The organism is Paenibacillus piri (assembly GCF_004354045.1).
In the GTDB taxonomy this organism is placed as follows: Bacteria; Bacillota; Bacilli; order Paenibacillales; family NBRC-103111; genus Paenibacillus_S; species Paenibacillus_S piri.
The window spans coordinates 67,593-93,933 of sequence record NZ_SMRT01000020.1 but is presented as its reverse complement, the minus strand read 5'-3'; the positions used below and the strand labels follow the sequence as shown (position 1 = coordinate 93,933).

General features: G+C 52.8%; 21 protein-coding genes and 1 pseudogene. 11 read left to right on the top strand and 11 right to left on the bottom strand.

Annotated features, from left to right (window positions below; translation table 11 throughout):
* Positions 1–11 precede the first annotated feature (11 nt).
* Both E1757_RS29720 and E1757_RS29715 read left to right on the top strand, forming a co-directional pair.
* On the top strand, positions 12–1,622 hold the full coding sequence (locus tag E1757_RS29720; RefSeq protein WP_246079637.1) for a CotS family spore coat protein: 1,611 nt from the start codon (positions 12–14) through the stop codon (positions 1,620–1,622).
* Positions 1,623–1,643: 21 nt separating this feature from the next.
* On the top strand, positions 1,644–2,789 hold the full coding sequence (locus tag E1757_RS29715) for a glycosyltransferase family 4 protein (protein WP_133235103.1): 1,146 nt from the start codon (positions 1,644–1,646) through the stop codon (positions 2,787–2,789).
* 244 nt (positions 2,790–3,033) lie between these two features.
* Here the strand turns inward: E1757_RS29715 and E1757_RS29710 are convergent, their stop codons facing one another.
* The gene (locus E1757_RS29710) at positions 3,034–3,354 is read right to left on the bottom strand and encodes a hypothetical protein (protein ID WP_133235101.1); all 321 of its coding nucleotides are present in this window, start codon (positions 3,352–3,354) and stop codon (positions 3,034–3,036) included.
* A gap of 232 nt (positions 3,355–3,586) precedes the next feature.
* On the opposite strand from E1757_RS29710, the gene E1757_RS29705 reads away from it, so the two are divergent.
* The 6 genes from E1757_RS29705 (at position 3,587) to E1757_RS29680 (ending at position 9,525) form a co-directional block, all read left to right on the top strand.
* Positions 3,587–4,567, top strand: coding sequence for a sugar phosphate nucleotidyltransferase (locus E1757_RS29705; protein WP_133235099.1), 981 nt, complete (start codon positions 3,587–3,589; stop codon positions 4,565–4,567).
* A complete protein-coding gene (locus tag E1757_RS29700; RefSeq protein ID WP_133235097.1) occupies positions 4,564–5,856 on the top strand; it encodes a UDP-glucose dehydrogenase family protein in 1,293 nt (430 codons plus the stop codon). The genes E1757_RS29705 and E1757_RS29700 overlap by 4 nt, the downstream gene beginning before the upstream one ends.
* Before the next feature lie 14 nt (positions 5,857–5,870).
* On the top strand, positions 5,871–6,830 hold the full coding sequence (locus tag E1757_RS29695) for an NAD-dependent epimerase/dehydratase family protein (protein ID WP_133235095.1): 960 nt from the start codon (positions 5,871–5,873) through the stop codon (positions 6,828–6,830).
* Between the two features lie 120 nt (positions 6,831–6,950).
* A complete protein-coding gene (locus tag E1757_RS29690; RefSeq protein WP_133235093.1) occupies positions 6,951–7,652 on the top strand; it encodes a class I SAM-dependent methyltransferase in 702 nt (233 codons plus the stop codon).
* A gap of 53 nt (positions 7,653–7,705) precedes the next feature.
* Entirely contained in the window at positions 7,706–8,569 is an 864-nt protein-coding gene (locus tag E1757_RS29685; protein ID WP_133235091.1) for a glycosyltransferase family 2 protein, read from the top strand.
* Positions 8,566–9,525 (top strand): glycosyltransferase family 4 protein, encoded by a 960-nt coding sequence (locus tag E1757_RS29680; protein ID WP_133235089.1) that lies wholly within the window; start codon positions 8,566–8,568, stop codon positions 9,523–9,525. The genes E1757_RS29685 and E1757_RS29680 overlap by 4 nt, the downstream gene beginning before the upstream one ends.
* Before the next feature lie 189 nt (positions 9,526–9,714).
* Here the strand turns inward: E1757_RS29680 and E1757_RS29675 are convergent, their stop codons facing one another.
* From E1757_RS29675 to E1757_RS29665, 3 genes are all read right to left on the bottom strand, one after another.
* Positions 9,715–10,791, bottom strand: a complete 1,077-nt coding sequence (locus E1757_RS29675) for a glycosyltransferase (protein WP_133235087.1) — start codon at positions 10,789–10,791, stop codon at positions 9,715–9,717.
* A 499-nt stretch (positions 10,792–11,290) separates the two neighbouring features.
* A complete protein-coding gene (locus E1757_RS29670) occupies positions 11,291–14,599 on the bottom strand; it encodes a hypothetical protein (protein ID WP_220446555.1) in 3,309 nt (1,102 codons plus the stop codon).
* Positions 14,600–15,528: 929 nt separating this feature from the next.
* The gene (locus E1757_RS29665) at positions 15,529–17,055 is read right to left on the bottom strand and encodes a glycosyltransferase (protein ID WP_133235085.1); all 1,527 of its coding nucleotides are present in this window, start codon (positions 17,053–17,055) and stop codon (positions 15,529–15,531) included.
* Positions 17,056–17,270: 215 nt separating this feature from the next.
* Here E1757_RS29665 and E1757_RS29660 point away from each other — a divergent pair, with 215 nt between their 5' ends.
* Positions 17,271–18,134: a glycosyltransferase family 2 protein gene (locus E1757_RS29660; protein ID WP_133235083.1), complete on the top strand. Its 864-nt coding sequence runs from the start codon at positions 17,271–17,273 to the stop codon at positions 18,132–18,134.
* Between the two features lie 464 nt (positions 18,135–18,598).
* Here E1757_RS29660 and E1757_RS36270 read toward each other — a convergent pair whose 3' ends face one another.
* The gene (locus E1757_RS36270; protein ID WP_220446554.1) at positions 18,599–19,138 is read right to left on the bottom strand and encodes a hypothetical protein; all 540 of its coding nucleotides are present in this window, start codon (positions 19,136–19,138) and stop codon (positions 18,599–18,601) included.
* Between the two features lie 3 nt (positions 19,139–19,141).
* On the opposite strand from E1757_RS36270, the gene E1757_RS36265 reads away from it, so the two are divergent.
* Both E1757_RS36265 and E1757_RS29650 read left to right on the top strand, forming a co-directional pair.
* Positions 19,142–19,843, top strand: a complete 702-nt coding sequence (locus E1757_RS36265) for a hypothetical protein (protein WP_220446553.1) — start codon at positions 19,142–19,144, stop codon at positions 19,841–19,843.
* 195 nt (positions 19,844–20,038) lie between these two features.
* Entirely contained in the window at positions 20,039–21,139 is a 1,101-nt protein-coding gene (locus E1757_RS29650; RefSeq protein WP_133235081.1) for a CotH kinase family protein, read from the top strand.
* Positions 21,140–21,208: 69 nt separating this feature from the next.
* Here E1757_RS29650 and dmpG read toward each other — a convergent pair whose 3' ends face one another.
* The 6 genes and pseudogenes from dmpG to E1757_RS29620 form a co-directional block, all read right to left on the bottom strand.
* On the bottom strand, positions 21,209–22,225 hold the full coding sequence (dmpG, locus tag E1757_RS29645) for a 4-hydroxy-2-oxovalerate aldolase (RefSeq protein WP_133235079.1): 1,017 nt from the start codon (positions 22,223–22,225) through the stop codon (positions 21,209–21,211).
* Positions 22,222–23,121, bottom strand: a complete 900-nt coding sequence (locus tag E1757_RS29640; protein WP_133235077.1) for an acetaldehyde dehydrogenase (acetylating) — start codon at positions 23,119–23,121, stop codon at positions 22,222–22,224. The genes dmpG and E1757_RS29640 overlap by 4 nt, the downstream gene beginning before the upstream one ends.
* Positions 23,122–23,145: 24 nt before the next feature.
* Positions 23,146–24,318: a UxaA family hydrolase gene (locus tag E1757_RS29635; protein ID WP_133235075.1), complete on the bottom strand. Its 1,173-nt coding sequence runs from the start codon at positions 24,316–24,318 to the stop codon at positions 23,146–23,148.
* A complete protein-coding gene (locus E1757_RS29630) occupies positions 24,308–24,610 on the bottom strand; it encodes a UxaA family hydrolase (RefSeq protein ID WP_246079636.1) in 303 nt (100 codons plus the stop codon). Before E1757_RS29630 ends, E1757_RS29635 begins: the two co-directional genes overlap by 11 nt.
* 59 nt (positions 24,611–24,669) lie before the next feature.
* A pseudogene (locus tag E1757_RS29625) lies at positions 24,670–25,282 on the bottom strand (sugar phosphate isomerase/epimerase family protein).
* Positions 25,279–26,307, bottom strand: coding sequence for a Gfo/Idh/MocA family protein (locus E1757_RS29620; protein WP_133235073.1), 1,029 nt, complete (start codon positions 26,305–26,307; stop codon positions 25,279–25,281). The pseudogene E1757_RS29625 and the gene E1757_RS29620 overlap by 4 nt, the downstream one beginning before the upstream one ends.
* Between the last annotated feature and the right edge of the window lie 34 nt (positions 26,308–26,341).

Below are 26,341 nucleotides of genomic sequence, written 5' to 3'. Positions count from 1 at the left end.
GGTGAATAAAAGTGAGTGATGTTCGAATAGTTCCTTGGGCGGACCAGATATTGCCGGCCGGCGTCGTTCATGAGCAGTATGTCCCGCCTGAGGTGGACGCGATCGCCCAACAGGTCATAGCGCAGTATGATATGGAAGTCTATGATAAGACGCTTATCACCTCCAAGCCCGACAAAGGCGGTGCCATTTGGAAAATCGGCACCAATAAAGGCAACCGGAGCCTTAAAGTGCTGCACCGCACGCCGCAAAGAAGCCTCTACAGCATCGGCGCCCAGGACTATCTCGTCAACGCAGGCGCCAGAGTCCCCGCATTGATTCCTACGAAAGACGGCAATCTGTATGTCGAGGCCGGAGACAAATCATGGATCGTAACCGAGTGGGTCGAGCCGATGGTGCCGGTATCCAAGATCGATCTGGAAGGCGCCATAGCGCTTTGCTACGGGTTGGGTGAATTCCACCGCCATTCCAAAGGCTACGTGCCGCCGTACGGCGCAAGCAAATCGTCGCGCTTGTTCCGCTGGCCCAAATATTATGAGAAAATCATTGCCAAAATCGGCTGGTTTCGCGATATCGCCAAGCTTTACTCCCACATGCCGTCAAGTGCAAACCTGCTGTCGGCCGTCGAGCTGTTCGAAAAGCAAGCCCGCGATATTGCATCCCGCTTTCACGATTCGCCATACTCGCGCATGATCGCCGAGGGCGAGCCCTTCTGGGGTCTGGTCCACCAGGATTACGGCTGGTCGAACGGCCAGATGGGACCCGAAGGCATCTGGGTTATCGACCTGGACGGTGTCGCATATGACCTGCCTATCCGGGATTTGCGCAAATTAATTACAAGCACGATGGATGACAGAGGCGTCTGGGATACGACCTGGATTCGCGGCATGATCGAAGCTTATCACCACGCCAACCCGATCGATCAGGAAACATTTGAAATTTTATGGCTGGATATGGCATTCCCCAATGAATTTTATAAGCATGTGAAAGAAATTGTATTCGACCCGCAAACGTTTATGCAGAACCAGCTGGATCCGATTCTGGCCAGAGTGACGGCTACGGAATCCAGCAAGTGGGCAGCTTTAAGCGATCTTGAAGAGGACAAATGGAATTACAAATCAGGCAACTATACCAAAGAGCTGTCCGATGTGCCTTTCAGCTTCCCGCTGTCGGATGCGCTGCCGGGCGATAAGCTGATCGTTCCGCCTCTCATTTTACCGGACCCGGGACAACCGACTCAGCCCGTTACAGCCCCGGTTATCGCCGATCCGCCAAGAGCGCCGCAGAAGGCTCCTGCCACAGTTATTCCGCTGCCGCGAGCCGGCGATAAAATCTTCATGCGCATTCCGAAAAAGCGAAGCAAACGAAAAAAAAGAAGCTCCAAAGCCGTTTCCCGGAGGAAAACCCGATCGGGCTTGCGGATTGTAGGCTCCTCTAAAAAAACGCGCTTGCGGATTGTACGCTCTTCTAAAAAAACGCGCTTGCGGATTGTACGCTCTTCTAAAAAAACGCGCCTGAAGAAAACGTCCGAAGCGTCCTTCAAGCTGCGAAAAAGAAAGCTTGTCAAAAAGGCGGCACGCCTTACAAAGAAAAGGCCGCTTGGCCTCAGGAAAAAAACAGCCTGACAGTAAGGGAGGAGGTAAACCATGAATATTTTAATGATTTGCACCGAAAAGCTGCCGGTCCCCAATATTAGGGGTGGCGCAATACAAACCTATATATCCGGAGTCGATACGTTATTAAGCCAACATCATAAGCTTACGATTCTCGGCCGGACCGACCCGGATCTGCCGCTGGAAAATATGGCTAACGGTATCCGGTATGTGCGTGTCGATTCGGACGGCCTGCTGGACGTCTATACCCGCGGCGTCGTCGAATTTTTGCAGCATTCCCGGGCGCAGTATGATATCATTCATATTTTCAACCGCCCCAAGCTGGTGCTTCCCGTACGGCGAGCGGCCCCTTCCTCGAGGATCATGTTATCGATGCATAACGACATGTTCAACCCCGAGAAAATCAGCCAGGCGGAAGGCAATGCGGTCATGGAACAGACCGAGCGGATCATTACTATCAGCAATTATATCGGCAGAAGAATCTGCGATTTTTTCCCGCAGGCTGCCGGGAAGCTGCGTACGATTTATTCGGGGGTCGATTTGTCCCGATTCGCCCCCTGGACGGAGTCGAAAAGCGCACGACAGTCGCGGGATAGCATCCGGGCGCAATATAATATCGCTTCCAAAAAAGTCATCCTGTTCGTCGGCCGGTTATCGCGCAATAAAGGGCCGCATGTCCTCGTCCGGGCGATGTCCGAGCTGCGCCATCCGGACGCGGTACTCGTCATTGTCGGCGGCGCCTGGTTCAGCGACAATTCCATCAGCGACTACATGGCCTACGTTCGCGCGATGGCCAACCGCGCTCCGATTCCGGTGATCACAACCGGGTATGTGCAGGCCCATGAGGTGCACCATTGGTTCTGCGCCGGCGATATTTTTGTCTGCACGTCCATTTGGCAGGAGCCGTTGGCCCGGGTTCACTACGAAGCAATGGCTGCCGGTCTGCCGTTTTTGACAACAGCCAGAGGCGGCAATCCGGAAATCGTGACGGGCAATAACGGCATCTTAATCAACGATCCGGAAAATCCTTCGGAATATGCGAAGCGGCTGAACGAATTGCTGTCAAATCTGAAGCTTGCCCGCCAGATGGGTCTGAACGGACGGCGAATCGCCGAGCTCAATTTCACCTGGCCGCGCGTAGCCAACGATATCGTAGCCGTGTGGGAGCAAAGAGCTTAATTTATCGTTGCGGTACTCTCATCAGCTTTCAAGTCATGGGTCTGCAAGCAGTTCCGCCGCTTGTCAGACCCTTGCTTGCATGTTCGCGGGCACGCCGAAGCTTGTGCAGGGCTTGTCCCATTGAAAAATGTGACGGCCGCTTTCGGCCGCCCGGTTGTGGCTGAACCGGTTACCGGTTACCCGGATACCGGATTCAGCTTACCGGCGGTTAATCTAGATGCCGGTTTAAAACATCCCATTCCTTTTAGCTATTGTCGTCGTCATCATCGTCATCATCATCGTCGTCATTGTCATCGTCGTCATCATCGTCATCGTCATTGTCATCTTCATCGTCGTCATCAAATACAAGACCTCCATCGCCTTCCAGATCGAGTTCGGCTTTGGAGCCATCCACTAACTCAACCTCAATCTCCTCCACTTTATCCCAATCGATTTCGTCCAGCAGGCTGTCGACGTCTTCTTCCTCCAAAACATAATCCTTCTTATCCCCATTGGCGTATTCGATTTGCATTTCCTCCACGTCATGGCTTTTCAGCATATTTTTAACCTTGCCCATAATACTCAATTCATACCATTCCTTTCCCTGTTATAGTTTTGAAATGCGGCGGTTCTCTTTATCTTATTAGCTTCAAAGCATCCTGCTATAGGCATTTGATAGAGTATAGCAGCGGAAATATAAATGTCCTGGTAGAATTGTATATCTATGGATTATTTCTCTATTAGCTGGTAATCGCCCTTACCTCCTTGTCAAGTTCATCATAAATTAATAATGTCTTCAGACAGGAGGTTAACGTCTTATGAAGGGATTAATTCTCTGTGCTGGCAAGGGCACCCGGCTGCAACCCTTTTCCAATGCCAAACCGAAAGTGCTGCTTCCCGTAGCGAATAAACCTATTATTTACTATTGTATCGAAAAACTGGTCGAGCTGGACATTTACGAGATTGGCATCGTCATCCGCCCGGACCATCTGGCCCTGTTTATGGAAGAAGTCGGCACCGGGGAACAATGGGGGGCCCAAATCACCTTCATTTTCCAATATCATGCGCTGGGGATCGCCGATGCTGTCGGGCAGGCCGAAGCTTTTATCGACAATGACCCGTTTATGCTGCTGCTCGGAGATAATTTAATGATGCAATCTTTGAAACCTTTATGCCATGCCGTAATTCAAGAGAAGCATGAAGCCGCAATTCTATTAGGTCAAGTATCCAATCCTGCGGATTTTGGCATTGCCGAGGTAGCCGGGAATCGGATCGTCGGCCTGGAGGAAAAACCCGCTTTTCCCAAATCCAATCTGGCTGTCCTGGGTGCGTATGCATTTACTTCCGTCATATTTAAAGCGATTCATGCCATTGCCCCGTCCCCCAGAGGCGAATATGAAATTACCGACGCTATCCAATGGCTGATTGATACAGGCTGCAGCGTTGTGTATCTTGAGACCGCAGAACATTTCTCCGATGTCGGTACCATGGAACGGTGGCTGGAAGCGAACTGCTGGATGCTCCAGCTGATGGAGAAGACAGGATTGCCCGACGGCCGCAAGCTTGATGGATGCACTCTTATTCCTCCTGTTCTCATCGATCCGAGCAGTGAGCTTAAAGACTGCGTTATCGGGCCTTACGTATCCATCGGCCCTAACGTCAAGCTGCAACAATGTACAATCGAAAACAGCATTCTGCTCGAAAGCGTCAACCTGCAATCAGGTCCATACACCGTGATGAACTCGATCATGAGCACTCAATCCGTTTTCGTTCTTAAGACCGGAGGGTTGTATGAATGAATATTTTAATCATGGGATTAGGCTATGTCGGCGTCACGACCGGACTCGTATTTGCCGAATTGGGATGGAAGGTGACCGGTTACGATCCCGACCGTCAGAAGGTGGAATCGTTGTCACAAGGAGCGCTTACTTTCTACGAACCGGGATTGGACACTTTATTAGACAAACATCTGGCTGCCGGGAACATCCGTTTCACGGCCAAACCCGGGATAGCCATACGCGAAAACCGGGTCATATTTCTTTGTGTGGGCACTCCTTCCAACGAAGACGGCAGTGCCAATCTTCAGTATATCCGGCAGGCGGCGGAAAACATCGGCAAGCTGATGCGGGAGTACAAGCTGATCGCAGTCAAAAGCACGGTTCCCGTCGAGACGAACCAAAAATTAGCCCAATGGATTCAAGCCGCACAGCCGTCTCCCGTCTCGTTCGATCTCGTATCCAATCCCGAATTTCTAAGAGAGGGCAGCGCGCTTCAGGATGCTCTGCATCCGGACCGGATCATTATCGGCGGCCATAACAGCCTTGCGATTAAACAGATGAAAGCTTTGTATGCCCAATTGAACAGCCCGTATTTCATTACCGAGCCAAAAACGGCGGAATTGATCAAATATGCGTCCAACGCTTTTCTCGCGACCAAAATTTCTTACGTCAACGAGCTTGCCAGACTGTGCGATAAAATCGGCGTGAACATTAGCGATGTTACCGAGGGTATGGGAATGGACCGCCGGATCGGGCATCATTTTTTAAAGGCGGGCATCGGCTATGGCGGTTCCTGCTTTCCCAAAGATATTCATGCGCTGCTGCATATGGCCTCGGAGTACGAAACGTCGCTGTCGATTCTTGAACAGGTCAACCAAGTGAATCAAACCCAAATTCCGCATTTTATCGGGATATGGGAACACAAGCTTTCATCGTTTTTTGGAAAAAAAGTGGCCATTCTGGGCATTTCATTTAAGCCGGAAACGGATGATATCCGGGAGGCGCCTTCGATTGCGATTATGAAAACGCTGCTGGACAAGGAAGCCGAACTCAAGGTGCATGACCCGATTGCCAAGCTGCCCGCCGGCATGCAGTCCGAGCGGCTGCAGCAGGTTAATACGTTGGAGGAAGCGGTGTACGGCTGTGATGCCGTCATTCTCTGTTCGGAGTGGGAACAGTATCGAGCCGCAGACTGGGCCCGGCTGAAAACGCTCATGAGCGGCTGTACCGTCTTTGACGGCAGAAATGTGCTGGACGGCAATCGAATGGCAGAGCTTGGCTACTTCTATCATGGTACCGGCAATCACTAGGAGGTGCTCCATCATTGAGAATATTGGTTACAGGCGCAGCCGGCTTTATCGGCTCCCATCTTTGCGAACGGCTGCTGCAGGATGAAGGCGTCGAGGTGATCGGTCTGGACGGGTTTGTTCCGTCATCAACACCGGTCCATGCGAGAAAGTTCAATATTCATCCGCTTCTCGGCCATCCGCGCTTCACTCTGCTTGTTCAAAATTTGCTCGGCGTTGCGTGGGAGCATCTGCTGCCGCATGTCGATGCCGTCTATCATCTGGCCGGAATGCCCGGCGTGCGGTCAAGCTGGGGGGATGACTTTAAAGCTTACATCGCCCACAATATCGAGGCGACCCAACGGCTGCTGGAGGGCTGCCGCCGGTTTCCGGTGCAGAAGTTCGTCTATGCCTCCACCTCTTCGGTCTATGGGGAGCAAACGGGACAAGTAAACGAAGACGCCCGCACACAACCGCTCTCGCCATATGGCGTCAGCAAATTGACCGGCGAGCAGCTGTGCAGCGTATACGCCCATAACGACGGCGTTCCTATCGTCATCCTGCGATTTTTTACCGTCTACGGTCCAAGACAGCGCCCGGATATGGCATTTCACCGGTTTATTCAACATATTCTTCAACATAAACCGATTCCGATATACGGCGACGGCCATCAATCCCGGGACTTTACGTATGTGGACGATTGCGTGGCCGCCATAGCGGCGACCTTGCACGCCGAAGGCGTCATTGGAGAAACGATCAATATCGGCGGCAAAGAGAGAGCCACGGTGCTGGAATGCATCTCGATTCTCGAGCAGTTGTTCGGAAGCCCCGTAGAGCGGCAGTTCATCGGCAAAACGTACGGCGAGCCCAGACATACTTGGGCCGACATCCGTAAAGCCGGGCGGCTGCTGGGCTATGCGCCCAAAACTGATTTGACTCAAGGGCTGCAGGCGGAAATCGCCTCGATCCTCTGCAATCCGTTCCTGCGGCAGCCTTAGAACTCATCCGATCCGCTTGCAAAGCGCATTTCTGCCTGCACGGCTGCCCGGCCGGCCGCATGCCTGAAATGCGCTTCATTCCTTTGTGGAGCGGCATCATTTCAACAAAAGGAGGCCCTTATGATTCGATTTTGGGATAATGTGATCAAACCGATCCTCATTAAGCAGAATCCAAAGCAAATTATTGAAGTCGGTATACGGCTGAACGGGCGCACCACCATTAAATTGCTGGAATACTGTAAAATGATGGACAGCAAGCTGACGGTCATCGATCCTGCGCCGGATTTCGATACATCCGCATTCGAGGCTGTTTTTCCCGAGGAATTGGTTATCCGCCGGAACAACAGCTTGCAGGCGCTGCCGGATATCCGCTCGGCTGATATCGTTTTGCTGGACGGCGATCATAACTGGTATACCGTCTACCACGAACTGTTGTTTATCGAGCAGCTTGCGGCACGGACCGGCAGCTTCCCGATTGTTATCGTTCACGATACCGAGTGGCCGTACGGCCGGCGCGATTCGTATTACGACCCGCAGCTGATTCCGCAGCCATTCCTGAAGCCTTATGCCAAAAAAGGGATCGCACCTGATTCCATTGAGCTGGTCGAATCCGGCGGACTGAATGTCGACCAGAATAATGCGCTCTATGAAAACGGCGAGCAGAACGGGGTGCTTACGGCGATTGAAGATTTTTTGCAAGAATCGGCGTTCGAGCTTCGCCTTTATCGCCTCGATTCGAATAACGGGCTCGGCATCGTATGTCCGGCCAGCGGCGACGAGCTTGCCGTCATGGAGTATATCGTTGACACGTCCGGTTTGTAACGCAGCGGGATTGGATGAGCGATCCCGAACAATCGAACTGAAGGGGAATCGATATGCCCTCACTCGTTTCTATTGTCATACTGACATTGAACGGCTTGAAGTATACGCAGGAATGCGTTGAAAGCATACTAAAGCATGCCCACGAAGACATCGAGCTCGAACTGGTGTTTGTCGATAACGGCTCGACCGACGGTACGCTGGACTTTTTGCGGACGATCCCTTCGTCAAAGCTGATTTGCAATCAGGTCAACCGCGGCTTTGCAGGCGGCAACAATCAAGGCATCGCCGCTTCCGGCGGCGATTATATTTGCCTGCTGAACAACGATACGGTAGTTACCGAGGGCTGGCTTGCCCGTCTGCTTGCCTGGTTGAACAAGGATCCTTCAATCGGCATCGTCGGTCCGCGCTCCAATAATGTCGCCTGGTCGCAGCGGGTTTCCCCTATTCACTATCAGTCTGCCGAAGGATTGCAAGCATTTGCGATGAATTGGTCGCTGCTGCATCAAGGGCAAGGCTTTTTCCCGCATAAGCTGATCGGCCACTGCATGCTTTTTTCGAAGCGGTTGGTTGAACAGATCGGCGGGCTGGACGAACGATTTTTCCCCGGCAACTACGAGGATGACGATTTCTGTTTGCGCGCCCGCATATACGGCCACATTCTTTGGGTCGCCAATGATGTGTACATTCATCACTACGGCGGGAGCACCTTTGTCGCCAATCGGACGAATTACTCGGCCAGCGCCTTGGGTAATGCGGAGCGGTTCGCCAAAAAATGGTCGCTGGGCATTTCCGGATTCGAGCTTGACCATTACGGCTATAACCCGTCAGACCTGGTTGAACGCGAAAAGCCGTTCCGGCCGCGTCGGCACTATATCCCGACTCAGCCAAGCTCAAGCAAAGGAGGACTGTCCGAATGAGAATTGCCTTGATCAGCCCGGATTATCTTCCTGTCCCCCCTGTCAAATACGGCGGCATCGAGCGCGTCGTCCATACGTTGACGGAAGAGCTTGTTTCCAGAGGGCATGACGTTATTTTGTATGCCCCGATCGGGAGCCAAACAAGCGCAAGGCTGATTCCTTATTTGCACCATGGGTACGATATGTGGCAAATTCCCGGTTTCGTCAAGCTGACGCTGCCGAAGGGCGTCGATGTGATCCATGATCATACACAGCTTTCCGTCGTCGGCCGGAAACGGTTATCCGTGCCGACCGTCTGCACGATTCATAATCCGTTGACCAATCCGGTGGAGAATGCGGTTTATTTAAGCCAACGCCATCTGGAATTATTCGGCGGCAACCGCGGTACGTTCGTGTACAACGGTTTGAACCCTGAGGAATATCAATTTTCCGATCAGAAGGGCGACTATTTGCTCTACATCGGGGCAATTCTTGACTACAAAGGGGTTCACCACGCAATTGAAGTGGCGGAGCGGACGAAACAAAAATTAATTATTGCCGGTCCTGTCTATGACCAGTCTTATTTTCACAAAGAGATCGTAGCCAAAGTGATGCTGAACCCGCAAATCCAATATGTCGGGGAGGTCGGCGGGCAGGAACGTCAAAATTTGCTGAAGCATGCCCGGTGCATGCTGTTTCCGACACTATGCGAGGAACCGTTCGGCCTCGTCATGATTGAAGCTTTTGCCTGCGGCACCCCGGTGCTGGGCTTGGCTAACGGCTCGGTTCCGGAGGTTATGAGCGGATTCCCCGGACTTATTTGCCACTCCGTCGACCAAATGGCCGATAAAGCCATGCATGAGCCGCTGCCGCAGCCTCAAGAGCTGCGCGACTATGTACTGCGTCATTTTACGACAAGCATCATGGCTGATAACTACTTGACTATTTATAAAAGCGTGATCGAAGACAAACTGTAAATTTACGGCTGCCGCCCCTTTCCCGGATCGCAGGATAAACGGCTTCGCCGTCCTTAAAGGACGAGTGAGTTTGTCACGGTTGCACAGCAAAGATTAAAACTTATATTTTCACAACTAAAACAAGCTTCCGCGCCCACTACTTTCTGTGGATGCGGAAGCTTAGTTGTTTTATTAAGAATCTGTGTCCTGTTAGGACTTGTTCAGCACCGATTCCAAATACGCTTTGTTTTGCAGTATGCTAGGGTCGTTCGGTCGATAGCTGCGGGCTTTCTCGTTATGCTCATAGGCCACTTCATGCTGACCTAACCGATCGTAGCAGACGCATAGCTGAAGATGCGGCAGCCAGGTCGAACAGGTGGGATTCGTAAATCCCCACTGATCATCGGAACGGTGCAGCTGCGTGGCCAATTTGTACCAGAACACGGCCGCTTCGTACTGGCTGCGATTAAGGAAATAATAACCGAGCCGACAGCAAAACTCGGCGCGCGGGCTATCGTATCGAAACGAGCGGAATATCGAGTCGAGCTCCATATCCGGATTGCCCAGACAATGGTAGCATTCGGCCAGCTTGCTGCAGGACGAGATTTCATCCTCGACCCAGCCTTTGCCGGTCGCCAAAAATTTGTTGTAGTAGGTTATCGCTTTCGCATACTTTTGATGGTCGAACAGCTCGTTGGCATAATAATACAGGTCCCGGGGCGAAAATTTTTCTCCGCGCAAAAGCATGCTTTGGAATATTTTTAAATTCCTGTCGCTCTTATTATGAATCCGGCAGTGGGTAACAGTAATATCGCTATTGATAATATGGCCGCTGACGTCCAAATATTCATGGATAGCCCCGAACCACTGAAACTGCTTCTCTCTTTTCACAAGCCGGTTGCGCCTGAATCTCGTAATCGGATTGCCGAACTCGTCAAATGCATAATTGTAAAACATCGATACCGAATCGACGCTCGGGTCGAGCTCCTGCTTCAGGGCAATCAGCTTGCTGCAGTCTTCTTCTTTCAAAATATCGTCCGCATCAAGCCATAAGATATAATCCTTCGTCGCCTGCCGGAATGCGAAGTTGCGAGCAGCGGCAAAATGGTCGATCCATTTAAAATGGAACACGTTGTCGGTGAACGTTCTGACAATCGATTCCGTCCGATCCGTCGATCCGGTGTCAACGATGACGATTTCATCGACCGCTTCGGCAACCGAGGAAAGGCATTGGCCGATCGTATCCTCCTCATTTTTGACGATCATACACAAACTGACAGTTACCACCAGATGGTCACTCCCAACGTTTCGGGTATACGTTTCAAGCCTTCTATTATGATATGATATGGCGGCGAAACGTCTTGTGTGAACGTACGCTATTCCACTTGTTTCTCCGTAGACGAAGCGTACGGTACTGCAGATTGCCACTGACAGCTAGAGTGAAGGTCTGTCGAACGCCATATGCCGTAGGATTCTTAGCTGTCGCTCCAAGCTCCAAACAGCTTCGTGGTAGGTTTTCTTGTGATAAAGCAACTATTCAGATCCGCTGAAAATTATATTTTCTTTATCGTTAAAAAAAGGTTGAGCGAGATACTCAACCTTTTAGCGTAACAGTAAGACCCGAGCTACCAAACCTGAACACCTGCAATGGTTGCTGGCAAAATTGGAAGACCTGATGCTTCCCTTTCTACAAATGAGTAGAAAGGGACTGTTGTTAAATGTAGTTCATCAGGGAAAATCCTTACGACATTTGAATAGACTGACTCCACATGTTTAATGGTATAAATTATAATAATCGTTCAATTAATATTATGGCGCCCGTATCTAGATCCAATGCTGCAGTAACAGCTCGTATTTCCAATGTAGATGCCGCTGGTGCTGAAATTGTTACATCGCCAATTATCGGAGTACCAGGTGTGGAACTAAATACCGGTCCGACAGCTGCTGCATTAAGAAATACTTGTGCGCTACCCGTATTGGCTACTGTTGTAGGTAAATTAAACCGTACACGATAATCATCCGCTGCAGTTAATGTAAAGACTGTACCAGTACCATTCGGGGTAATATCAGTACCTAATGCAGAAATGGTCGTTGGAAATGCAATTGGACTACCCACTGCAACAGTTTGAGCGGCAGGATTCGTAGCAGCCAAAGAAGATAGAACACCTGCAGCTCCTGCTCCCGTGGCTCCCGTTGCTCCCGTTGCTCCTGTGGCTCCTGTGGCTCCTGTCACTCCTGTAGCTCCAGTTTCACCTGTGGCACCCGTGGCTCCTGTCGCTCCTGTGGCTCCGGTGGCTCCCGTGGCTCCTGTGGCTCCCGTGGCTCCTGTCGCTCCAGTTTCACCTGTGGCCCCCGTGGCTCCTGTCGCTCCTGTCGCTCCAGTTTCACCTGTGGCACCCGTGGCTCCTGTCGCTCCTGTCGCTCCAGTTTCACCTGTGGCACCCGTGGCTCCTGTCGCTCCTGTCGCTCCTGTCGTTCCGGTGGCTCCCGTGGCTCCGGTCGCTCCTGTGGCTCCTGGATCGCCTGTTGCTCCAGTTGCTCCTGTGGCTCCCGTGGCCCCCGTGGCTCCTGTGGCTCCTGGCGCTCCGGTTTCCCCTGTCGCCCCTGGCGCTCCGGTTTCCCCTGTCGCCCCTGTGGCTCCCGTTGTTCCTGGGTCGCCTGTCGCTCCCGTAGCTCCGGTGGCTCCCGTTGCTCCGGTGGCTCCCGTGGCTCCTGTCGCTCCAGTTTCACCTGTGGCCCCCGTGGCTCCTRTCGCTCCAGTTTCACCTGTGGCCCCCGTGGCTCCTGTCGTTCCTGTCGCTCCTGTCGCTCCGGTGGCTCCCGTGGCTCCCGGGTCGCCTGTCGCTCCAGTTGCTCCTGTGGCTCCCGTTGCTCCTGTAGCTCCTGTGGCTCCCGTTGCTCCTGTAGCTCCTGTGGCTCCCGTTACTCCTGTCGCTCCTGTGGCTCCCGGGTCGCCAGTCGCTCCAGTTGCTCCTGTCGCTCCCGTGRCTCCGRTCGCTCCGGTTTCACCTGTCGCCCCTGTGGCTCCCGCTGCTCCTGTGGCTCCCGTTACTCCTGGCGCTCCTGTGGCTCCTGGCGCTCCGGTTTCACCTGTCGCCCCTGTGGCTCCCGGTGCTCCTGGGTCGCCTGTCGCTCCCGTAGCTCCCGTAGCTCCTGTGGCTCCAGTTGCTCCTGTCGTTCCCGTGGCTCCCGTGGCTCCGGTCGCTCCTGTCGTTCCTGTCGCTCCTGTGGCTCCTGGCGCTCCGGTTTCACCTGTCGCCCCTGTGGCTCCCGGTGCTCCTGGGTCGCCTGTCGCTCCCGTGGCTCCCGTGGCTCCCGTGGCTCCCGTTGCTCCTGTCGCTCCCGTGGCCCCCGTGGCTCCCGTGGCTCCAGTGGCTCCCGTGGCACCTGTGGCTCCCGGTGCTCCTGTCGCTCCCGTTGCTCCTGGATCGCCTGTTGCTCCTGTTGCTCCTGTCGCCCCTGTCGCTCCAGCTGCTCCAGCTGCTCCCGTGGCCCCCGTGGCTCCTGGATCGCCTGTTGCTCCTGTAGCCCCTGTCGCTCCTGTCGCTCCCGTTGCTCCTGTGGCTCCTGTGGCACCTGTGGCACCTGTGGCTCCCGGTGCTCCTGTGGCTCCTGTGGCACCTGTGGCTCCTGGATCGCCTGTTGCTCCTGTCGCCCCTGTCGCTCCAGCTGCTCCAGCTGCTCCAGCTGCTCCGGTCGCTCCTGTGGCTCCTGGATCGCCTGTTGCTCCTGTAGCCCCTGTGGCTCCCGTTGCTCCTGGGTCGCCTGTCGCTCCCGTGGCACCTGTGGCTCCCGTTGCTCCTGTGGCACCTGTGGCTCCCGGTGCTCCTGTCGCTCCTGTTGCTCCTGTGGCTCCCGTTGCTCCTGTGGCTCCCGTTGCTCCTGGGTCGCCTGTCGCTCCCGTGGCTCCCGTGGCTCCCGTGGCTCCAGTCGCTCCCGTGGCACCTGTGGCTCCCGGTGCTCCTGTCGCTCCCGTTGCTCCTGGATCGCCTGTTGCTCCTGTCGCCCCTGTCGCTCCAGCTGCTCCAGCTGCTCCCGTGGCCCCCGTGGCTCCTGGATCGCCTGTTGCTCCTGTCGCCCCTGTCGCTCCAGCTGCTCCAGTCGCTCCCGTAGCTCCTGTAGCCCCTGTCGCTCCTATCGCTCCCGTGGCTCCTGTGGCTCCGGTCACACCTGTGGCTCCTGTGGCACCTGTTGCTCCTGTAGCACCTGTCGCTCCCGTTGCTCCTGTCGCTCCCGTGGCTCCTGACGCTCCCGTGGCTCCTGTCGCTCCCGTGGCTCCTGTAGCACCTGTCGCTCCTGTGGCTCCCGTGGCTCCGGTAGCTCCCGTGGCACCTGTGTCGCCTGTCGCTCCGGTAGCTCCTGTGGCTCCTGGGTCGCCTGTTGCTCCGGTGGCTCCTGTCGCGCCTGTGGCTCCCGTGGCTCCCGGTGCTCCTGTGGCTCCTGGGTCGCCTGTCGCGCCTGTCGCTCCGGTGGCTCCCGTGGCACCTGGGTCGCCTGTCGCTCCCGTGGCTCCAGTTGCTCCTGTCGCCCCTGTGGCTCCCGTTGCTCCTGGGTCGCCTGTCGCTCCCCTGGCTCCCGTGGCTCCCGTTGCTCCCGTTGCTCCTGTCGCTCCCGTGGCCCCCGTGGCTCCTGGATCGCCTGTTGCTCCTGTAGCCCCTGTCGCTCCAACTGCTCCAGTCGCTCCCGTGGCACCTGTGGCTCCAGTTGCTCCTGTGGCTCCTGTCGCTCCTGTCTCTCCCGTGGCTCCCGTGGCTCCCGTTGCTCCTGTCGCTCCCGTGGCCCCCGTGGCTCCTGGATCGCCTGTTGCTCCTGTCGCTCCAGCTGCTCCAGCTGCTCCGGTCGCTCCTGTGGCTCCTGGATCGCCTGTTGCTCCTGTCGCCCCTGTCGCTCCAGCTGCTCCAGTTGCTCCAGTTGCTCCTGTCGCCCCTGTGGCTCCCGTTGCTCCTGGGTCGCCTGTCGCTCCCGTGGCACCTGTGGCTCCCGTTGCTCCTGTGGCACCTGTGGCTCCCGGTGCTCCTGTCGCTCCCGTTGCTCCTGTCGCTCCTGTGGCTCCTGTCGCTCCTATCGCTCCCGTGGCTCCTGTGGCTCCGGTCACACCTGTGGCACCGGTTTCTCCTGGAGGACCTCCTGCAGGACCCGTGGCACCTGTCGCTCCTGTTGGTCCTGTTGGTCCTGTTGGTCCTGTTGCGCCTCTTGGTCCTGGAGGCCCCGGTGGTCCTGGTTTTGGCGGATCAGGCGGTTTAGGCGGTTTAGGCGGTTTAGGTGGTTTGGGGTGATGAGATATCGTAGCTTTTTCTTCTTCCAAGGAATTAGACACCTCCGTTTTACTTGAGTAAATGACCCTGTTCAAACTCTTTCTTTCAAAAGCTTCACTCTCTTTCAGCCGTCAAATTCGACCGCTTCCGCTGCTTTCGAACCTGTACGCATTTGAACATTATGTTTCATTTCTTACTAGGAACGTGATGTGTATCATTATTATTGAGTTCAAACCAAGATTCGATTTTGCAAACTCAAAGCCTTAAAAGAGAGACTTTCAATTCTTTCTAAAGCTATTAAATGATTTCACCTCAGTCTCATAGTAAATTTGAAACTATTAAAGTCTCATTTTGTAGCTTATGATTTCGAACATTAATGCGCTTGGACGAATGAAAGAAATCATTTGTTGAAATTTCTTATAGATGGCATGCAGAAAAACAAAAAAGGCCTATTGAGTTCTTTCAATAGGCATAATGGAGCAATCGTCTGGCTTTTTAACTATTTGGTCGTCATACGCCGCTTCATGCTGCCCCAACCGGTCGTAGCAGACGCATAGCTGCATGGTAGCATTCGGCCAGCTTGCTGCAGGACGAGATTTCATCCTCTCGACCCAGCCTTTGCCGGTTGCCAAAAATTTGTTGTAGTAGGTTATCGCTTTCGCATACTTTTGATGTTCGAACAGCTCGTTGGCATAATAATACAGTTGTCCAACATTTAATTCATCCGGGAAACGGCTATTACGTTAGCATAACCTGGCTCTGTAGAGGCTCACGGCAACACTACTATTTTCTCTGTACATGAAGAGCAGAACTTGGCATATTGGATACACGTTTCTAATGAATCATTCGGCTCCATTGGCCACCATCGTATGGCTCCCATGGGCGCCTTCGACGCAAAGGTCTCGATTTCAGCAGGAATACGACCTACAACAACTACTTCGATCTCTTTAAAGTTAGATTCTATGCCCTTTTGAATAGTTTTAAATAATTCTGAATGCTCATTTGTAGGACAGGAGTGGGGAATAGGAAACAGGATTGAAACTCCGGATAATTTTTCATGAATGATATGAGCAGATTTCCGCGCAGGGTTATCTGTATTAGTATCCCATATACGACTATATGGCAAATCCTCGGGTAAACCCAGTTCTTGCAATCTTGTGAGGATTCTCGGATGATAATAACTGTTAAGTTCTTTTACGAGAATCTGAATCTGCTTATTTCTATGAAAAGTAGAGTTATCTCCATTTTCATTCCGATATTGAATATAGAGTAAATCGGGAATTGCTGCATATTTAGTATAAAGAAACGTCCGAACCAGCATATCATAATCGTCTGCAACCAATAGCTCTTCGCGGTGGCCCCCAATCAGATGATAAATATCCTTCGTCCACGCACGAGGATGATTCGGTAAACCTACCAAGTGACGGATGGTATTCCCATTGATGGTAGTGTGCTTCTGCACATTTTGCCATCGATTCATCGCATGTACCCAAACTCGATAATACATACTGTATCCAAAACCACAATCCCAACCATACCAATGAGCATGGTGGCTCCCTACGTACACCTCTGCACAATCCCCATAAGCAAAGCCACATTCGGGGTTTTGTTGAAATGTATCAACCATCTTCTCTAGACAGTAAGGAGTTAGCTCATCATCATGATCTACTTCTACTAAAATTTCCCCTGTACATAGACCTGCTGCATACCGTTTGATTGCCCCTATGTAGCCATTGCGGGAATCTTGGCGATACCTCCTCACACGGGGGTCGTCTAGAGGGAGCAAGTCTTGGTTGTATGTCTCATCCTCATCACCGGAGTCATCTACAATAACCCATTCCCAATTCGAGTATGTCTGATTTAGTAGGGAGTGATAAGGCCGCTGAATTTTTTCTTTGGACTTGTAACTAGCTGTGAACACGGACACTAGCGGAGTATCTGAAGAAAAACGGGCCGAAAGTACGGTTTTATTTTCAGGGAGAGGATCGGTCCGGTTGAGCCAGCAGTAAAATAATTTGGATGGTTGAATTTCTGTTGGAGAATTGAAATGTAACCACCTCTTTCTCTCGTGAGCAGGTAATGTATTCAGTGTTCTAAATTCTTCCCATCCCGCTCCCAGTGAAACATAGACGCGAGGATCTTTAGGATTTATATCCAATGCATCATCAGATCCATACAACTTCACTGTGATGCCACTTTCAGCCAACATCTTAAACATTTCTTCTAATCCATCCCGTGAAATCTTCGTGGAAACAAATAAATGAGTTGTCAATAGTGGAGTATGATCTGATGGCATATCCATCCCCCTTTATGATATCCGACAAAATAGATTCGTGATGATCCATAAGTAAATTTACTCTTAATCATCACAATCTTTTACATCGACATATACATATATATGGGGAAAAGCAGCAAATGTTACTTCATGCAATCTCAAAGACAATCCCGGACGTTCATGTTGAACAACTCAGTTGGAGTCTAATGTAGATACTGGAGATAGGAGGAGTTAAAGTGGGACTTCCATTAGTTAGTATAGTCATACCTGCGTATAACCGGCCGCATACTCTAGAAATAGCCATCGACAGTGTATTGGAACAAACCTACCCGAATATCGAAATCATCATATGTGATGATAGTACAGATGATCGAGTACAAGAAATGCTTGTTCCTTATTTACATTCATTTCCTCAGATCAAGTATCATAAAAACGAACGGAATTTATTTCTTGAAAATTGGCACAAATGCTTTGATCTGGCAACAGGGGAATATATCAATTACTTGATGGATGATGATACTCTTCATAAAGAAAAAATCGCGAAAATGATCTTTTTTTTTAATGAATTTGAAAATATTACGCTTGTCACTTCTTATCGACAAACCATCGATGAATCAGGTCAGTTTCTCCCGCCTATCGGTGCTACAGCCAGGTTATATGAAGAAACAAGGATCCTAGACGGCAAAATGCTGGGGAACGTTGCTTTAACCCGTTGTCTCAATGTCATCGGTGAACCGACAACTGTGTTATTTAGAAAAAAAGATCTTACCGAACTATATGGAGTATACAAAGGGAAACAGTATTCTCTCATCAATGATCTAGCTGCCTGGTTGTCTTTGCTATCCAAAGGCAAAGCTGTCTATATTCCGGAAGCTCTTAGTTATTTTCGAAGACATCCGAATCAAAATAACAATACACTCGGTCTAAAAGCATTTAGTGAATGGTTAGATATTATGATTGCCTCACGGGAAGATGGATTTCTTGATACGAACGCGTTATTCAAAACAGCTCTTCACTCTTACCGTGAACGTGTAAGGAATTATCATCAATTTGTAGAAGATATCATGCGGATTGATAGGATACTAACATCATTGGAGTAAGCATCCGGATTTGTAAAATGACAAAAATTTAGAAACAAGAAAAGAGCCGCAAAGCATCTCGTTAGAAATACTTTGCGGCCTTCATTCTCTTGTGCAGTTAATTGAATGGCTTATTTCTGCCAGTGATTATGCCAATAGTTGTATCACGATACTTGCGGCCGGACCAAGCTCCAAAGTACCGTTTATAGCTTGTATTTCCAAGGTGGAAGCAGCAACTATCGAAAAAATAATTGTACCGACTATAGGGTTAGGAGGAGCGCCAAGCGGTGCAAACACTGCTACTGGGGCGCCGTTAACTACTACAGCTGCATCACCTGTGCTGCCAGCCGTAGTTGATAAGTTTATTGTTACTTCATAGGTTCCAACAGTATTCAGGTCGAAACTAGAAGTACTAATCCCGGTACGTGTAATAGCACTTCCATCCGGAACTACATTAAGTGGAAAAGTGACTGGAGTACCCGCAGTTAAACCAGCTTGTGCTGCCGGGTTTGTAGCAATAAAGAGAGCAATAGTGCCAGTATCCGGTCCTTCGGGTCCTTGCGGACCTTGCGGACCTTGCGGACCTTGTGGGCCTTGCGGGCCTTGCGGGCCTTGGTCACCTTGCGGGCCTTGCGGGCCTTGTGGGCCTTGTGGGCCTTGCGGACCTTGCGGACCTTGCGGGCCTTGCGGGCCTTGGTCACCTTGCGGGCCTTGCGGGCCTTGAGGACCTTGCGGGCCTTGCGGACCTTGTGGGCCTTGCGGACCTTGGGGGCCTTGGTCACCTTGCGGGCCTTGCGGGCCTTGCGGGCCTTGGTCACCTTGCGGGCCTTGAGGACCTTGCGGGCCTTGGTCACCTTGCGGGCCTTGMGGACCTTGCGGGCCTTGCGGACCTTGTGGGCCTTGCGGACCTTGMGGACCTTGTGGGCCTTGCGGACCTTGCGGGCCTTGTGGGCCTTGCGGGCCTTGGKCACCTTGCGGGCCTTGMGGACCTTGCGGGCCTTGCGGACCTTGCGGGCCTTGGTCACCTTGTGGGCCTTGCGGACCTTGCGGACCTTGCGGACCTTGCGGGCCTTGCGGACCTTGCGGGCCTTGCGGACCTTGCGGACCTTGCGGGCCTTGCGGACCTTGCGGACCTTGCGGGCCTTGCGGGCCTTGCGGACCTTGCGGGCCTTGCGGGCCTTGCGGACCTTGCGGGCCTTGCGGGCCTTGCGGGCCTTGCGGACCTTGCGGGCCTTGCGGACCTTGCGGGCCTTGCGGGCCTTGCGGGCCTTGCGGGCCTTGCGGGCCTTGCGGGCCTTGCGGGCCTTGCGGACCTTGCGGGCCTTGCGGACCTTGCGGGCCTTGCGGACCTTGCGGACCTTGCGGGCCTTGCGGGCCTTGCGGACCTTGCGGACCTTGCGGGCCTTGCGGGCCTTGCGGACCTTGCGGGCCTTGCGGACCTTGCGGACCTTGCGGGCCTTGAGGGCCTTGCGGGCCTTGCGGACCTTGCGGGCCTTGCACGCCTGTGGTCGTTGTTGTGGTCGTTGTTGTGGTCGTTGTTGTGGTCGTTGATGACGTCGAGGATGAAGAAGACGTTGAATGATCGTGACACGAATGATGACTGGAATGTTTCTTATGATGGTTTTTCATATAAATATGAAGCTTCGGATCAGATATCGACTCTACCACATCTTTCAGCTCATTCTTATTTAAATGCTTCACTTTTATACACCTCCTTATCCAGCTTTTAATAGGATATGAGCTTGAACAACTTCTGCTATAGGCAGCTAGCAAAATCAACGAATCCCCAGCGGCGAACAGTACCGATTTACGGCTTCTAGCTGCAAGCCTCCGCAGGCGGGTTCAATCTGTCCCTAACCTGTGTCAAACTCTATGAGTTACTAATATAAATAATAATAAACAACCATCAAGAGGTGACCGACCGCATGTACGATTGTAGCAGCATCACGACATACTATATTACGGTTGATCCGGAGCCATTTGCGAGTTTAAACGTGAATGTGAGCGCCGAGCTGTGGATACCTGCGGTTTTAAGACTTGACCGGGATGAATATCAAATCAAGCTTGCCTTTAGAGGTGCTCATACGCGTAAATTTCCAAAAAAATCGTTCCAGATTCAATTCACTTATCCCGAATTATATGAAGGACAACGGGAAATCCATTTAAACGCTGAATATGCGGACCCGTCGCTAATCCGAAACAAGCTGTCTTTTGAGTTTTTTGCCGGTATCGGCGTATTGTCGCCGCAAACCCATTACGTGCTGCTGTATATAAATGAGGCGTTTGCCGGCATTTACTTGAAGCTGGAAGCGGTAGACGAGCTTTTTTTGCAAAGGAGGGAGCTGCCGGTCGGGCCGATCTACTATGCAGTCAATTCGGATGCGAATTTCTCGCTGCTTCAGTCCAGAACCGATGAGGTTAAGGATGCTTTGGAGGCGGGGTATGTACGGAAATACGGCACGGATGACGACGATCAACGGTTGCGGGCATTCATTTACACGATCAATATAACTCCCGTCGCGCAATTTGAAGAAGCAATCGAAAAGCTGCTGGATGTCGACAGCTATCTACGCTGGCTGGCCGGAGCTGTCTGCACACAAAACTTGGACGGCTTTATTCATAACTACGCCTTATATCAAAACAGCCAGACCGGCTGCTTTGCAATTATTCCGTGGGATTACGACGCAACCTGGGGAAGAAATGTGAACGGACGCATACTGCATCCCAACCGCTTGGCGATCGACGGCCGTAACACGCTGTCCGCCCGGATTTTAGACATTCCCAAATTCCGTCAGTATTATTGCGAAATATTGGAAAACATTCTTCAAACTCAATTTACCGAGCATAAATTGGAACCGATGATAACTGCCCTGCATGAGTGTCTGGAGCCTTTCATCGGGCTTGACCCTTATAAAAAAGCGCTTGCCGAAGAATTTGCCTCGGAACCTGCGTTTATTTTATCGTTCATCGGCAAACGGAATGCGTTTTTGCAGGAGCAGCTGGAGTCGTTTAAAAAAATCAATTAACCGCATCAAAACGCAAAAAAGCACCGGGGGCAATCGCAATCCCGGTGCTCTCTTTGTTATATGGACAATTTACTGATTTTTGTGCAAGCTGGCAGCCACGTCGAGAATCATGTCCTCTTGCCCGCCAACCGCTTTGCGGCGGCCCAGCTCCATCAGGATGTCCCTCGGATCGATGCCGAAGCGTTTGCCGGCTCTTTCCGCATGCAGAAGAAAGCTGGAGTACACGCCGGCATAGCCCATGGATAAGCTTCCTTTGTTGATCTCCGGCACGCGATGCATAATCGGCGCCACAACCTCTTCAGCCAAATCCATCAGCTTGTATAGATCGATGCCGAGGTGCATATCCATTCGCTGCAGCACGGCAATCAGCGCCTCGGTCTGGGTATTGCCGGCACCCGCACCGAGGCAGCGGACGCTGCCGTCGATCCGGGTAGCGCCTTCCTCGATGGCGACGAGCGTATTGGCCATAGCGAGCGAGAGATTGTTGTGAGCATGGAAGCCGATTTCGCACGATAAGGAGCTTCTCAGCGCCCTCACTCGCGCGCGAACTTCTTCAGGAAGCAGCGTTCCGGCCGAATCGGTCACGTAAACCGCCTGGGCGCCATAGCTTTCCATCAGCTTCGCCTGCTCCACAAGCACATCGATAGGGGCGGAATGCGCCATCATCAGAAAGCCCAATGCTTCCATCCCGAGCTCCCGGGCAAAATGAATATGCTGCGCGGAAACGTCGGCCTCGGTAACGTGCGTGGCCACCCTTACGAGCTTCGCCCCGAGCGAATGCGCCTGCTTCAGCTCATGGACGGTACCGATTCCGGGAATTAGCAGCACCGCAATACGCGATTGGCTGCACTGCTCCACGGCCGCCTCAATCAGCTTCATCTCGTCAACGAGCGAGCGGCCGTACTGCAGCGTAGAGCCGCCGAGCCCGTCGCCGTGGCTCACTTCAATGTAGTGCATTCCCGCTTCATCCAATGCGCGCGTCACCGCACGAACCTGCTCGACCGTGAATTGATGCGCGACCGCATGGCTTCCGTCTCTAAGGCAAACCTCCGTGATTTGGATCGGTTCCGTACTGTTCCGCTTCAAATTGCGCTCCCCCCTTTCCCTGTCCGGGCTGCCGACAGCCGATAACGGGCGAACGCTTCACCGGTCCGTACCGCTGCAGCGGTCATAATATCCAGGTTGCCGGCATAAGGCTCGAAATAATCGCCGGCGCCTTCGACTTCGAGAAAGACCGTAACTTGATCGCCATCGAACAGCAATTCTTGTCTCAGCTTGTAACCTGGGACGTAGGCCTGCACTTGAGCAACCATATCGCGGACTGCAAGATCTATCGCCTGCCGATTCATGTTTCTCACTTGGCAGTAGACTGTGTTCCGTATCATAATGGGCGGGTCTGCCGGATTTAAAATGATGATGGCCTTGCCGCGGTCGGCTCCTCCCACTTCCTCAAGCCCGCGGCGGGTTGTGCTTGTAAATTCGTCGATGTTGGCGCGCGTGCCGGGTCCGGCGCTTCGGCTGGACACCGTCGCTACGATTTCCGCATAGTATACGTCGGCTGTACGGTTCACGGCGTGAACGATAGGAATTGTCGCTTGACCGCCGCAGGTGATCAGATTTACATTCGAAGTATCCATATGCTCGCCGAGATTCACGACGGGGCATACAAACGGCCCGCGAGCCGCCGGCGTCAGATCGATTGCGGTTATGCCCAATTCCTTAAACAGCTTGGCATGCCTGACATGCGCTTTGGCCGAAGTTGCATCGAACACAATATCCGCGATGTCCGAATGATCGGCGAAAGCCTGAATACCGTTATCGTAAGCTGCATAACCTCTCGATCGAGCTCGCTGCAAGCCTTCCGACGCCGGATCGATGCCGATCATAGCGGTCAGCTCCAGCACTTCGCTTCGCTCCAGCTTATACATCAAGTCCGTACCGATGTTACCTGAGCCGAGGATGGCCGCCTTGATTTTATTCATGACATCACTCCTCTTCAACCGTCATTAAAACGTTGGCCCGATTCGATTAATCCCGAAATCGTACTGCTTCAAAATTTCCGATTTCGTCCATTTTCCGTCCGCCACCTGCAGCACTTCGTCGTACATGCGGCTGCCGACCTGCTGGATCGTTTCTTTGCCTTCGATGATCGTCCCGGCATTCATGTCGATGTTATCGGACATGTTTTCAAACATCCGCGTATTTGTCGCAATCTTAATGACCGGAGCAATCGGAGAGCCTGTCGGCGTTCCGCGGCCGCTGGTGAACAGCACGATCTGAGCCCCGCCGGCGACCATACCCGTCAGCTGTTCAATATCTTGTCCCGGCGTATCCATCCAGACAAGGCCGTTCTTGGTCGGGCGCTCGGCATAATTAATAAGCTCCTGCAGCGGCCGCGTACCCGCTTTGGCAGCGGCGCCGAGCGATTTTTCCTCCAGCGAGCTGAGGCCTCCCTTAATGTTGCCGGGAGTAGGATTGCCCGTACGGATATCGACGCCCATCAGGATCGCTTTTTTCTCCATCGCTTCGATGACTTCATATACCCGCTTGGCTACTCTGTCATCCACCGCGCGGTTCGCCAGCAGATGCTCCGCCCCGATAATTTCCGACGTTTCGGCCAGCATCGCCGTTCCGCCCCGATCGACGAGCATATCGCTGACGACGCCCACGGCCGGATTGGCGGACAAGCCCGAGCAAGCATCCGAGCCGCCGCATTCCGTCGCTACAATCAACTCCCTGACATCGCACTCTACCCTGCGCTGCATCGTCGCCTCCTGGACCATTCGCGCTGCGATTTGCGCCCCTATAGCTATTGTCATTAAGGTCCCGCCATGGTCCTGTATCGAGACAAGCTCGACCGGCTTCCCCGTCTGCCTGGCAATTTCGTCGGCAACGCTGCGGCCTTGATGCGTCTCGCAGCCGAGGCCGAGAACGACAACACCATATACGTTCGGATTGCTGCCGATCCCTACGTAAGTGCGGAACGTCTGCTCATAATCTACGCCGACCTGAGCGCAGCCGTGCTGGTGAATGAACGAAACGGTACCTTGCACCAGCTCGGTAATGCGGTTAGCGGTTTGAGTAGCGCACACGATCGTAGGTAAAATCAACACATGATTTCGGACGCCCACTCTTCCGTCTTTACGACGGTATCCCCAAAATTTCGTACTATGCTCCAAATTGATCCCCCCGGCCCCGTTTTCCGTCTAAATTATGCACATGAACATGCCGGCCGGCCTCAATGGGCTGATTGGCCATGCCGATGACTTCGCCGTACTTGATAATGTCTTCGGATGAAGCTATCGGCCGAACCGCAAATTTGTGACCGAAAGCAATCGCTTCGCGCAAAATAACTGTCAAATCGGCTCCTTCGGTACGCAAAACGACCGCTGCACCTGCAGGAATATCGTCCAATGCCGTGGCCACATTATCTTTATCCTTCATGATAAGCGCGCGAAAATCCGCTTTCAAACCTTCTCATCCTCCCGTTAAACGAGCATTTATCCGTCAACCGCAGCGATCAAGGCAGCTTAGGTGGCCCAATACATCTCGCCCGAAGTTTCAGTGATCAATATTTCTTTTAGAAAATGAACCGCCTTGCCGAAGCCTTCCTGCGTGGACATAAGCCCATCCTCATGCTCAATGCTTATAGCTCCGGTGTAGCCTACCGTGCGCAGCGCGCTAATTATATCCTTCCAAACATCCGGTCCGTTGCCGTAGCCCACGGTGCGGAAGGTCCACGAACGATTCGCGATATCGCGGTACGACTTCGTATCCAGCACGCCCCTCGGATTCCCCGGGACATCCGGAAAAATTGACGACCGTATCGACGCCCAGTTCCTTCGCCAGCAAGATCGTATCGATAAAATCTTCATGATGCTGACCTGCGATAGTCCGATTCGGATGAAGCGGATTGCCATGACAGCTCAGCGCGCTGATGGCAACCTCATTCTGCTCCAATACTTGCTTGATTTTATCGATTGCCTGCGGGTTGCCCAGCGCTTCCTTCGGCTTCAAATGATGGTTGCCCACATATCCGCCCGTCGCAATCTCAATCGTTTGAATCCCTTGCGAAGCCGCAAAAGCGATAGCCTGATCCAACGGTTGCGTACGGAATAGTTTAATGAAGACGCCCAATTTCATAGTGTCACTCCCATTTTTCCGTAAAAATCGTTCAGCCTGATCTTTTCGTCGGATTGCGCCGAGTGAATGGCCGCACAGGTAAGTCCGAACGTATGGATATTATCCGATATCGAGGTCAGCGGCGTCCGGTCTTCGCGGATCGCTTGTACAAAGTCGTGCAGAGAAGCCAGCCGGTCGCCCCCATACGGGAGCTCGTCCAGCTTCACCGCTATCGGCGCGGCATTCTCCTCGTCCTTCCAGATCCTAATTTGATCCTGACTCATCTCGATCGTCCCCTGATCTCCGACAATCCGGATATCGCCGTTCCAGGTCGTTTCCGCTCCTTTGTTCACCCAGCTGCCGAAATAATGAACGCGGATATCGTCTTCAAACCGGATATTTACACTGGCCGTCGGGTTGCCGCTGAACCAGCTCCAGTGAGGCCGGAAGCTTTGGGCATACACCTCGACGGCCTCTTTGTCCAGCAAATATCTCAATAGATCAAAATGATGAAGCGACATGTCCTCCAGCAGCACTTCGTTCATCTCGTCCCGCCAACCGCCGATTTTGACCGCTCTTCGAAAGGCGTATTCGATGTAGCCGATTCGGCCTACAGCTTCCTCGCGCAATAGCCGCTTTAACGTCTGGATCGAAGGCCTCCACCGGTAATTTTGGCTGACCATCACTTTTTTACCGTATTGGATACCGGCTTGCCGCAGCTCAACCGCTTCCTCGAGGGAGTGGGTTACCGGTTTTTCCAGAACAACGTGCAAGCCTGTCCGCAGCGCCTGCAGCGCGATCGATTTGTGGGTTTTGGGAGGCGTAACGATCAACACCATATCTGCGTCCACCGCTTGAACCGCACTTTCCAAACTGGTGAACAGCTTACTTGCCGGTAAATTGGCGATTGAGCTTGCATTCTGTAAATTTTCCGGAACGACATCGACAACCGCCGCCAGTTCCGCCTGATCCGATTCACACACTACCTTCATCCAGGACGCCCCGAATCTCCCGGCACCAATCTGAATCACCCTGATTTTTTCCATTCCGCCTGCCTCCAATCATAATCTGGCTTCTTAT

What these genes read in the sequence shown, in the direction of transcription:
- E1757_RS29685 (WP_133235091.1), top strand. Translation starts at nt 7,706, where the DNA reads ATGCCCTCACTCGTTTCTATTGTCATACTGACATTGAACGGCTTGAAG.
- E1757_RS29665 (WP_133235085.1), bottom strand. Translation starts at nt 17,055, where the DNA reads ATGCCATCAGATCATACTCCACTATTGACAACTCATTTATTTGTTTCC.
- E1757_RS29715 (WP_133235103.1), top strand. Translation starts at nt 1,644, where the DNA reads ATGAATATTTTAATGATTTGCACCGAAAAGCTGCCGGTCCCCAATATT.
- E1757_RS29650 (WP_133235081.1), top strand. Translation starts at nt 20,039, where the DNA reads ATGTACGATTGTAGCAGCATCACGACATACTATATTACGGTTGATCCG.
- E1757_RS29620 (WP_133235073.1), bottom strand. Translation starts at nt 26,307, where the DNA reads ATGGAAAAAATCAGGGTGATTCAGATTGGTGCCGGGAGATTCGGGGCG.
- E1757_RS29680 (WP_133235089.1), top strand. Translation starts at nt 8,566, where the DNA reads ATGAGAATTGCCTTGATCAGCCCGGATTATCTTCCTGTCCCCCCTGTC.
- E1757_RS29690 (WP_133235093.1), top strand. Translation starts at nt 6,951, where the DNA reads ATGATTCGATTTTGGGATAATGTGATCAAACCGATCCTCATTAAGCAG.
- E1757_RS29700 (WP_133235097.1), top strand. Translation starts at nt 4,564, where the DNA reads ATGAATATTTTAATCATGGGATTAGGCTATGTCGGCGTCACGACCGGA.
- E1757_RS29705 (WP_133235099.1), top strand. Translation starts at nt 3,587, where the DNA reads ATGAAGGGATTAATTCTCTGTGCTGGCAAGGGCACCCGGCTGCAACCC.
- E1757_RS29640 (WP_133235077.1), bottom strand. Translation starts at nt 23,121, where the DNA reads ATGAATAAAATCAAGGCGGCCATCCTCGGCTCAGGTAACATCGGTACG.